Annotated in this window: 10 protein-coding genes and 1 tRNA gene; 7 read left to right on the forward strand and 4 right to left on the reverse strand. The window is 58.1% G+C overall.

The features are described from left to right. Window positions 1-22: 22 nt before the first annotated feature. Window positions 23-391 carry a hypothetical protein gene (locus tag NW849_RS03690; protein WP_011434147.1) on the reverse strand — a complete coding sequence of 123 codons (369 nt, stop codon included), beginning with the start codon at window positions 389-391 and terminating at the stop codon, window positions 23-25. Between the two features lie 275 nt (window positions 392-666). Between NW849_RS03690 and cobO the strand changes: the two genes are divergently transcribed. Further along, entirely contained in the window at window positions 667-1,260 is a 594-nt protein-coding gene (cobO, locus tag NW849_RS03695; RefSeq protein WP_049749600.1) for a cob(I)yrinic acid a,c-diamide adenosyltransferase, read from the forward strand. A gap of 16 nt (window positions 1,261-1,276) precedes the next feature. Then, window positions 1,277-2,689 carry a cobyrinate a,c-diamide synthase gene (locus tag NW849_RS03700; RefSeq protein ID WP_414355957.1) on the forward strand — a complete coding sequence of 471 codons (1,413 nt, stop codon included), beginning with the start codon at window positions 1,277-1,279 and terminating at the stop codon, window positions 2,687-2,689. On the opposite strand, the gene NW849_RS03705 is transcribed toward NW849_RS03700, so the two are convergent. Beyond that, a complete protein-coding gene (locus NW849_RS03705; protein ID WP_414355960.1) occupies window positions 2,686-3,933 on the reverse strand; it encodes a URC4/urg3 family protein in 1,248 nt (415 codons plus the stop codon). The genes NW849_RS03700 and NW849_RS03705 overlap by 4 nt on opposite strands. A 500-nt stretch (window positions 3,934-4,433) precedes the next feature. Between NW849_RS03705 and NW849_RS03710 the strand changes: the two genes are divergently transcribed. After that, entirely contained in the window at window positions 4,434-4,781 is a 348-nt protein-coding gene (locus NW849_RS03710) for a DUF1815 family protein (RefSeq protein WP_011434143.1), read from the forward strand. 310 nt (window positions 4,782-5,091) lie between these two features. Here NW849_RS03710 and NW849_RS03715 read toward each other — a convergent pair. Then, window positions 5,092-5,164: transfer RNA gene (locus NW849_RS03715), tRNA-Glu, on the reverse strand. Between the two features lie 390 nt (window positions 5,165-5,554). Here NW849_RS03715 and clpP point away from each other — a divergent pair. The 4 genes from clpP (at window position 5,555) to NW849_RS03735 (ending at window position 8,906) form a co-directional block, all read left to right on the forward strand. Further along, on the forward strand, window positions 5,555-6,157 hold the full coding sequence (gene clpP, locus NW849_RS03720) for an ATP-dependent Clp endopeptidase proteolytic subunit ClpP (protein WP_011434140.1): 603 nt from the start codon (window positions 5,555-5,557) through the stop codon (window positions 6,155-6,157). 509 nt (window positions 6,158-6,666) lie between these two features. Further along, window positions 6,667-8,091, forward strand: coding sequence for a form I ribulose bisphosphate carboxylase large subunit (locus NW849_RS03725; RefSeq protein WP_414355962.1), 1,425 nt, complete (start codon window positions 6,667-6,669; stop codon window positions 8,089-8,091). Between the two features lie 66 nt (window positions 8,092-8,157). Beyond that, window positions 8,158-8,565, forward strand: coding sequence for a RuBisCO chaperone RbcX (gene rcbX, locus NW849_RS03730; RefSeq protein ID WP_414349604.1), 408 nt, complete (start codon window positions 8,158-8,160; stop codon window positions 8,563-8,565). An 8-nt stretch (window positions 8,566-8,573) separates the two neighbouring features. Then, complete coding sequence (locus tag NW849_RS03735) at window positions 8,574-8,906, forward strand: ribulose bisphosphate carboxylase small subunit (RefSeq protein ID WP_011434136.1); 333 nt, start codon at window positions 8,574-8,576, stop codon at window positions 8,904-8,906. Between the two features lie 321 nt (window positions 8,907-9,227). Here the strand turns inward: NW849_RS03735 and NW849_RS03740 are convergent, their stop codons facing one another. After that, window positions 9,228-9,968, reverse strand: a complete 741-nt coding sequence (locus NW849_RS03740; protein ID WP_414355969.1) for a DUF92 domain-containing protein — start codon at window positions 9,966-9,968, stop codon at window positions 9,228-9,230. Window positions 9,969-9,977: the final 9 nt, after the last annotated feature.

Raw genomic sequence — 9,977 nt, forward strand, 5'->3', positions numbered from 1 at the left:
AAAAAATAAGCTGTGGGCGGCTTCAGCCAAACAGACCCTGCCACCAGTCTGTCCCCTGAGCGGCTTTGAGAAAGAATGCGCCGGCCAAGCCCAGGGGGGAGAGAACGCCGAGAAAGCCAACTGTCCCCAATCCCCAAGCCAAGCGGTGCAGATGCTTTTTGTCGGCAGGATTTGGCGTCGTTTCGGCTGAGATGGCCAACAGGGATCCCAAGGCTGCCAATAGGGATCCCCCCAGACCTGCAAAGTAGCTGGGCGCTAGCCACGGTTGCAACTCGGCGGCAGATACGACTTGGATGCGGGGCAAGACTTGAAAACACCCTATTGCCAGCACTGCCCAGATGAAGCAGTACATTAGCAGGCTATCTCGGAAAGCGGCAGCCGGTTCTCTCATATCCCAGCCGAATGAAACCGGATTAGGATAAAGGCGGTTCACTGTGGGGAACTTGGGTTTGCCCCGACGGTCGCGCCAGTGGTGCAGTTCCCCTCAGCCTGTGTGGCGAATCTCGATTCCTTTTGATTATGGCCCAACCCGCCCTGTCTGGCTTGCCTGCACCGGCTTCCGGATCCCAACCCCTCTCGACAACAGAACTTGAGGACGCTTGCGATAGCGGTGCGGAGTCTTCACCGGGCGCAGAGGCCGACCCAAACTGGCGGCATCGCCAAAGAATGCAAAAACGCCAGCAGATCCAGCGGCAGCGTCTGTCGGGCATGCGAGATGACAAGGGCTTGATCATCGTACACACCGGGCAGGGCAAGGGAAAGACCACGGCTGCCTTCGGCATGATCTTCCGCGCCCTCGGCCAGGGATTGTCGGTGGGGGTGGTGCAATTTATCAAGGGGGCCTGGGATCCAGGAGAAGCCAAGCTATTGCGGAAATTGGCCGAGCATCCAGAGCTGGGCCTGGGGAAAATAGCTTTTTACGCCATGGGAGAGGGCTTTACCTGGGAAACCCAAGACCGGGAGCGAGACATCGCCCATGCACAGGCGGCCTGGGAAAAGGGGCGGGAGCTGTTCACCAGCGGGGAGTTTCAGTTGGTGCTTCTGGATGAGATCAATGTCGCCCTCAAGTTGGGATATCTCTCGCCGGACAGGGTGTTGGCCGGGCTAGCGGAGAAACCGGAGCGGGTTCACCTGATCTTGACGGGGCGGGGCGCGCCGGCAGCGTTGATCGACCGAGCCGATCTGGTGACGGAGATGACTTTGGTCAAGCATCCCTTCCGTGACCAGGGGATCAAGGCGCAAATCGGCATCGAGTTCTAACCCTTGGGCAGGAAAGATGGCCATTCTGCTGGCGGCGGCAGCAAGCGGCAGCGGCAAAACCACCATCACTCTGGCTCTGTTGGCCGCTCTGAGGCGACGGGGCCTGCGCATCCAACCTTTCAAGGTGGGGCCGGATTACATTGATCCTCTGTTTCACACGGCGGTGAGCGGGATCCCCTGTCGCACTTTGGATCCCTTCTTGACCGACGAGGACTTTGTGCAGCGCTGCTTTCGCCACCATTGCCAGGGCAAGGATGGAGCCATTGTGGAGGGGGTAATGGGCCTCTTCGATGGACGAGCGCCGGGATCCCTGCCCCTCCCCGAGGGCGGAACGGAGCCTTTTTTTGCCAGCAGCGCCCATGTGGCCCGCCTGCTCGGGATCCCTGTGGTGCTGGTGATCGATGGCAGCGGCATGGGAACGACGGTGGCCGCTTTGCTCTACGGCTTGAGCCGCTGGGATCCCCGCCTCTCCATTGCTGGGGTGATTTTCAACCGGGTGGCCTCGGAGCGGCATGGACAAATCTTGCAGCAGGCAGCGGCTGCAGCAGGGATCCCAATCTTGGGCCAGTTTCCCCGGCGGGAGGATTTGCGGTTGCCCAGCCGACACCTGGGGTTGGTGCCTGTCTCAGAACTGGATCACTTCCCCCACTGGCAAGCTGCCTGGGCCGAGCTGGCCGAGCAACACGTCAATTGGGATAGCCTATTGCCCCTCATTCGGAGGCTTCCTCCAGCGGTAGGAGAGCTGTGGCCAGGGATCCCCCCTCTCACCGAAAGGACTCCGCCCCGCCGCTGCGAACAGGTACGGGTGGCGGTGGCCCAAGACCACGCCTTTAACTTCTACTACGCCGACAACTTGGATCTGTTGCGGGCCTGTGGAGCCGAGCTGCTGGAGTATTCCCCCCTCCAGGTGGGGCTATGGCCACCGGAGCCCTGCGACGGCGTGCTGCTGGGGGGAGGGTTCCCGGAATTGTTTGCAGCACCTCTATCTGAGAGAATTAACCAACAACCTCCCCCACCCACCCACCCACCCCTCTACGCCGAGTGCGGCGGACTGATGGTGCTGGGCCAATCCCTTACCGATTTTCAGGGAAAGACCTACCCGATGGCCGGGCTGTTGCCCATCACAGTAGACATGGCCAACCGGCTGTGTTTGGGCTACCGCGAAGCTGCGGTTTTGCGCCCAACCCTGCTGGCCCCAGCCGGGGATCGCCTGCGCGGGCATGAATTTCACCGCTCCCGCAGCACCCCTATCTCCCCAAGCCCAATCTATGGCTGGGGATCCCCCGCCCAGCCTCAACAGGAAGGATGGGCCACCGAGCGCCTTCACGCTTCGTACCTGCATCTGCACTGGGGATCCCGTCCCGACCTGGCCATGCGGCTGCTGCGAAGTTTCATAAGGATTACTCGGGGCCTGCCCATCCCCTCTTAGAACACCGTGCCATCGCTGAGCAGTTGGATGGGGGGAGAAGCATCTGGCCTGAGCTGGGCAGCGATTTGCCGCCCTGCCGTCCAGGTTCCCCCTTGCAGTATTTTCACCAGGGGCAACTCCTGGGCAGAGCAGCCAAGCCTTTCCCGGATTAAGGAGGCAACTTGATCCAGCAAAATCACCGTCAGGGCCCGCCACTCCACAATCACCGTCGAATCTGGGGGATGCGGTTGCTGACCAATCTCCGGCTGCTTAAGTTGGATCACCCCCAAATCCACAAACAGCCCCCCGTTGCGATACTCCGCCAAACCCGTCAGCTCATCCAAACCCCCGATTGGGATCCCCTCCTGCTGCAACGGCTCCAGCAGGGAATAGGTCATCCATTGGGACAACTTGTGAAAAGGCACCCAATGGCTCCCCGGCTCCGTTTGGGGCAGGTGGGGATAGGGCCAGACATCCCCCAGAGGGATCCCGGCCAGCGAGACTCGCCCAGGCCAAATGGGGCCAACCCCCCTCTGAACCGCCTGTAAGACCTGTGCTGCCTCGATCCCACCGCTGGGATCCTCAGGCTGGATGGCGTCCCACAACCGGCCTGGACGAGGAAGATTGTGACCAGATCCAAAGTAATGAGGTTGAGCCCGCAAAGTTTGTGCCAACCTTTGCAGCAGTTGCCAGCGCCCCTCCAGTCCCAGTAAAGGATTTTCCGGCCCCACCTGGAAAGCTGCTGCCAAATCCGCCAAGGTGATCCGCTCCAGGCCCGCCGCATCCACCTGCAGAGGCTGCTGGGGATCGCTGGAAAACCCACCTTGCCAGAACCAGTCGAAACTGGCCAAGGCCAAACCTTCGGAACGACCCACCACCGTCTGACTTTCTGGATCCCAGTACTTCCAGGCAGAGCCTGCGCCTGCGTCCAGCAACACGCTGACGATGGCCAGATCCCACTTGCATCGCAGCCGCTCCAGCGGATCCATGTCTTTAAGTCGATTTTCCAGACGGGTTAGGCGCTCCCCGGATCCCACTTGAAAATGTTGCCAGCGGCTGTGGAAGGGAATTTCCCCGTTGGGATAATGGGCCCGCATTGTGGTGATCACATAGTTGGCTACGGATCCCAGCCGGTTCAGGTCGAGGCGAAAATGCTCTGATTCACCGGCCAAAACCCTTTCCAATAGCAACCGACAGCGATCCCGAATGGCTTGGGGACTCTGCAAATAAGCCACTCGTTTTTCCAGATCAACAGGTGTCAGCATCAAGCCGTTCCTTCTCAATTGTCCATGCCGAGAATTTTCTCAGCATAACCGGGTGGGAACCTACTTTAATCCCCATTCGTCTGCAAGCCTTAGCCCACTGGACACTCTAACGCGCTGGCCTCTTGTCAAAAGACTACGTCCCGCTTCTCGATGGTTGAAACCCTTGCAGGAGAAAGCTTTGAGGCAACTTTCCGCCCTCTGTCCTGATGACGCGAGCAGCCGCTGAGCCATTTTGAGAAAAGACTGGGCGAGCACTGAGTGAGGATCCCAGTCGATAAGAGTGTTGACTCGGAGTAAACTTTGATGTCTTTGTTAAGAGAAGTGTTGAATACTACATTTCACTGAGGTAGACCTTGCCTACTCTGTGGCCTTAATCACTTCCTTGAGGGATTGTCGATTGTTATGATAGATGTAATCCTAGCCCTAAGCATAAATTACTAGTTAGGTCATTTGCAGCTAGGCTAAGCCCCAAAAGTGCCAATCCGTTAGGGAGGAGTGTGATGTTCACACGGTTGGCGGAACAATACCGCAGCTATGTTCAAGATCTGGTGATGAGTTTGCAGGCTCTGGCCATCGTTTTGGAGAAGCGGGGCTACCCAGCCTCTTGCTACACCTGTGGTACGTCTTTCGAGAGTGCCTCGTTTATGGTCAGTTTACGAGAGGGGCACCTAATCCGCTTTTTGGTTTCCGAATGCTCCATTAGCTGGACAGAAATGCGGGATGACCGGGAGCTTATGAAATTGGAAGGGGCAGAGGCGATTCGCCAACTGCAGGAGCTGGCAGAGCTTATCAAAGATGAGCTGTTGGTCGCCGCCACGCCGGCTGAAGCTCTGGTGGCCAGCACCTGATCCTGGCAGGCCCTAGGTCTGCTCAAACCCAAGCCGTAGCCGATTGGACAACTAAGCCTAACCTTCTAGGCCGCTGCTTTGGAGATTTTTCCCCTGTTGAGGAGTAAGGGTGGAAGAGGGATCCCCCTCGACGGAGTGGCAGTTGGCTGGCTGCCCATGCCGCTTGTATGGGGATCCCAGATGACCCGCTCTCCCAGCTTGTATCTGGAGTGGTTTGTGGCGGCAAAGCCTCTCTGAGTAAAGTCTGAGTAAGGTGTCACCGCTGCCAGGGATCCCCTGTTGACGGCTTCATCTTATAACTCTGACCCAATACCCCCAAGGGGATTCGAACCCCTGTCGCATCCGTGAAAGGGATGTGTCCTAGGCCTCTAGACGATGGGGGCGCTCTCCGACAAGGCGATCCTAATCCTAAAGAAGGATAAGTAAGCTTGTCAACCTTTTAATCTGCATCCCCAGACCCACGCCCTGCCAAGTTCAGAATCAAGATCCCCAGCAAAGCCAGGCTCAGCAGGCTGGCAATCACAATCGGTTCATCTGGGATCACGTCCATCTTGGCTTCACCTCACCACATCACAAAGAGCCACACCTCAGACCCGTTCCACATCCCAGAAGAAGAGGGATCCCGCTATAACCACCCCGTCTCTTTGCTGTTCTAGCCGGCTCACACCCCATCGAGCCCCGTACGGAGGCGGGCCGGTGAGTCGTCCTGAGCAAAGCATCCGTCCGGTGGCTTAGACTACACTAGTAAGGACTGACCCATCGTTTGGACTGGCATGATTCCCACCGTTATTGAGCAATCTGCGCGAGGCGAGCGCGCCTTTGACATTTACTCGCGTCTCTTGCGGGATCGGATCATTTTCTTGGGCACCCAGGTGGACGACGACATTGCTAACCTGATTGTGGCCCAGATGCTCTACTTGGAGTCCGAAGACCCTGAAAAAGACATCTACCTCTACATCAACTCCCCCGGCGGCTCTGTCTATGCTGGCATGGCCATTTACGACACCATGCAGCACATTCAGCCGGATGTCTCCACCATCTGCATTGGTTTGGCTGCCAGCATGGGAGCCTTTCTGCTGGCAGGGGGCACCAAAGGCAAGCGCATTGCCCTTCCCCACGCCCGCATCATGATCCACCAACCCCTTGGTGGAGCTCAGGGGCCAGCTACCGATATTGAAATTCAGGCCAAAGAGATCCTCTTCATCAAAAACAGCCTCAATAGCTTGCTGGCCTACCACACCGGCCAACCTCTAGAGCGCATCGAACGAGATACCGACCGCGACAACTTCATGACCCCAGAACAAGCCAAAGAGTACGGCCTTATCGACCAGGTGATCAGCAAGAGACCCCAGCCAACCCTGGCAGCCGTTTCTTGACCGTCCAGGCCCTGCGGGTGGGTTTGCTCTGCTCCCTCAAAGAAGGGAGCTTTTGGTTTTGGCCGGGGATCCCACCCGAAGGATATTAAGAAAGCCAAAGAAATCTGTATTCTCGGCAGGCAGCAACGGGACTCACTTTAACCAAACTAATCAAACTCATAAAGAAAGTAATGTTCAGCCCACTATTGCGGATGATAGCTTAGGATTAAACCAATATAGAGTTGTGTTTGCCGAGATTCTAGCTTAGGCACTGTATAAAAATCTTTCTACTGGATTTGCAAGTCCAGGGAGTCCAAGCTAGCAATTGAAGGCACTCGAAAAGAAGGGTTTGGGGCTTCCATCCCCTGGGATGAAGAGTGTCTTAAGGCCCAACTTTGGCCTCGCGGTTGTGGGGCGAGTTCGTTCACGAAAACTCGGTGGTCTTGAGTTTTGGCCCTGGGTTTTTTCCTCTTGGTTGCATCCGTGAATGGCATTTTCTGGTTCTGTGATTCGTTCAGAGGGAGATCAACGTGGCCTATTCAGCAACCCAATCCAAAAGCGGCTATCAAGCCGGTGTGAAGGATTACCGACTCACCTATTACACTCCCGACTACACGCCTAAGGATACCGACGTCTTGGCCTGTTTCCGGGTTACTCCTCAGCCGGGTGTTCCTCCCGAAGAGGCCGGGGCGGCTGTGGCGGCTGAGTCTTCGACAGGCACCTGGACAACGGTATGGACAGATTTGCTGACCGACTTGGATCGGTACAAGGGCCGCTGCTATGACATCGAGCCGGTTCCCGGCGAAGACAACCAGTACTTCTGCTTCGTCGCCTATCCGCTGGATCTGTTTGAGGAAGGCTCGGTGACCAACATGCTCACCTCGATTGTGGGCAACGTTTTTGGCTTTAAGGCCCTAAAGGCGCTGCGGCTGGAAGATGTGCGGATCCCGGTGGCCTACCTGAAAACCTTCCAGGGCCCTCCCCATGGCATTCAGGTGGAGCGGGACAAATTGAATAAGTATGGCCGTCCGCTGCTGGGCTGCACCATCAAGCCCAAGTTGGGCCTTTCTGCCAAAAACTACGGGCGGGCCGTGTATGAAGCTCTGCGGGGCGGCTTGGACTTCACCAAAGATGACGAAAACATCAACTCCCAGCCCTTCCAGCGCTGGCGGGATCGCTACTTGTTCGTGATGGAGGCTGTCCACAAGGCCCAAGCGGAAACCGGCGAGATCAAGGGCCACTACTTGAACGTAACGGCGCCCACCTGTGAAGAGATGTTCAAGCGGGCCGAGTTTGCCAAGGAGTTGGGCGCTCCCATCATCATGCACGACTACTTGACAGCCGGCTTTACTGCCAACACCAGCCTGGCCAAGTGGTGCCGGGATAACGGCATTCTGCTGCACATCCACCGGGCAATGCACGCGGTGATCGACCGGCAGAAGAACCATGGCATCCACTTCCGGGTGTTGGCCAAGTGTTTGCGCATGTCCGGTGGCGACCACCTGCACGCCGGTACGGTGGTGGGCAAGCTGGAAGGCGACCGCGCCATTACGATGGGCTTTGTGGATCTCATGCGGGAAAACTACGTAGAGGCCGATCGCTCCCGCGGCATTTTCTTCACCCAAGATTGGGCTTCCATGCCAGGGGTGATGCCAGTGGCTTCCGGTGGGATCCACGTTTGGCACATGCCGGCGCTGGTGGAAATCTTCGGCGACGACTCGGTGCTGCAGTTTGGCGGCGGAACCTTGGGACACCCCTGGGGCAACGCGCCGGGCGCAACCGCCAACCGGGTGGCCTTGGAAGCGTGTATCCAAGCTCGTAACGAAGGTCGAGATCTGGCCCGCGAAGGCAACGACATTATCCGGGAAGCAGCCAAGTGGTCGCCAGAGCTGGCGGCTGCCTGCGAGCTGTGGAAGGAAATCAAGTTCGAGTTCAAGGCCGTCGACACCCTCTAGAGATCTGCTGGGGGCAGGGGATCCCTACGGTTCTCTTGCCCTGCTGGCCCCCTCCCTGGATCGGCAATGGATCTGAAACAGATCGCCAAAGACACCGCCAAGACCTTGATCAGCTACCTGACTTATCAGGCGATGCGCACGGTGCTGGCTCAACTGAGCGAAACAGATCCCCCCAGGGCTCTTTGGCTACAGCAGTTCTCCGCTCGGCAAAACCTTCAGGATGGGGAAGCCTACCTGCGGGCTTTGCTGGCTGAGCGTCCTGAGTTGGCCTATCGCATCATGACCGTTCGTGAACACATTGCTGCGGAGGTGGTCGATTACCTGCCGGAAATGGCCAAAGCCGGCATCCAGCAAGCCAACATGGAGCACCGCCGCAATCATCTAGAACGGATCACCTCAGCAACAGGATCCCTACCCGTTACCCACCCGGAAGCGGGATCCCCCCCACAAAACCCTAGACCCGAAACGGAGTGATACCCATCATGCAAACCTTACCGAAAGAGCGCCGCTACGAAACCCTCTCCTACTTGCCGCCGCTGACGGATCTGCAGATCATCAAGCAGGTGCAGTACATCTTGGATCAGGGCTACATCCCGGCCATAGAGTTCAACGAATCTTCTGAACCAACGGTTCGCTATTGGACGCTGTGGAAGCTGCCCCTGTTCAGCGCCACTTCTCCCCAGGAGGTGCTCAGCGAAGTGCAGGCTTGCCGCAGCGCCTACCCCAACTGTTTCATTCGCGTGGTGGGGTTCGACAACATTAAGCAGTGCCAAGTGCTCAGCTTCCTGGTCTATAAGCCCAGCGGCCTGCGCTAAGGGAGCTCTGGTCAGCGAAAGGGGAGGGCTTCTCCCCTTTTGATCAAGCCCCCTGGCTTGACTTCTTTGTATGGCCGTTCTCGGTGGCACGGCAATAGAGACCGTGGTTCGGTAATGGTCATGTACAACGTTGCCGTCAACGGGCAACCGGGGTTGGGAACCAGCCTCGTTGGTCTCGGATGTTGCAGCACTCCTTCAGAGACCTGCGGGTCTATGAAGCAACTGGGACAGAGGAAGGGACAAAAACCTCACTGTTAAGGGGATGGGGCACTAGAAACCCCATCTGCCTATACGGTGGGGTAGTTCATGGTGACCCTATTTCTAGGATCCGATGCCCACAAGGGATCCCAGCCCTGCCGCCAGAAGAGCGGCCAAAGTTGTTTGAATGCCGTTCACGACTTCGTTGGTCATCCAGGCCAAACGGGGTTGCAACACCACTCCCATCCAGCTTTCTGCCAAGGTGGCCAGGATCCCGGCCAGCCAGCAGATGCCCAGCCAAAATGGGCTTCCCCCTACCCATTCCCCGCCAATCCCCCAGGCCAACCCGGCCATCCCTGCCGCTGCTGCCACTCCCGCCAGGGATCCCTCTAGGCTTACAGCTCCTTCTGTGCCCGCCGGCACGGACTGGAAGGTGGTGATTAAGAAGGTCTTACGGCCATAGGCTTTCCCCACCTCGCTGCTGACGGTATCGGCCAATTTCGCCGCGAAGCTGGCACTGTACCCCAACCACCACAGGGGATGCGGGAAGAAAGCATATCCCACCGCACATCCTGCCCCGGTCAAAGCGGATCCCCAGACGTTCTCCGGCCCTCGCGCCCCCTCTCGCTTTTCGGCGATCCCCTGCGCCTGCTTGCGCCGGATCCCTAGCTTGGTTACGGCTGTTCCCACTAAAAAATAGGCAGCTACCACCGCGTAGCCCCGCCCCCCCAGCCCCCCCCACACCAGCAGGCCCAGAAGGCCCGCGTGGATGACCCCTGCTCGCGTCAAAGCCTTCTGAGGGCTCAGCAGACCCAGCACCACCAGAGCCAGGTTGAGCCAGAGTGCCACCCCCCACTGACTCAGAAGCCACGC

Origin of the sequence: Synechococcus sp. R55.3 (assembly GCF_047461975.1) — a bacterium.
Lineage (GTDB): Bacteria > Cyanobacteriota > Cyanobacteriia > Thermostichales > Thermostichaceae > Thermostichus.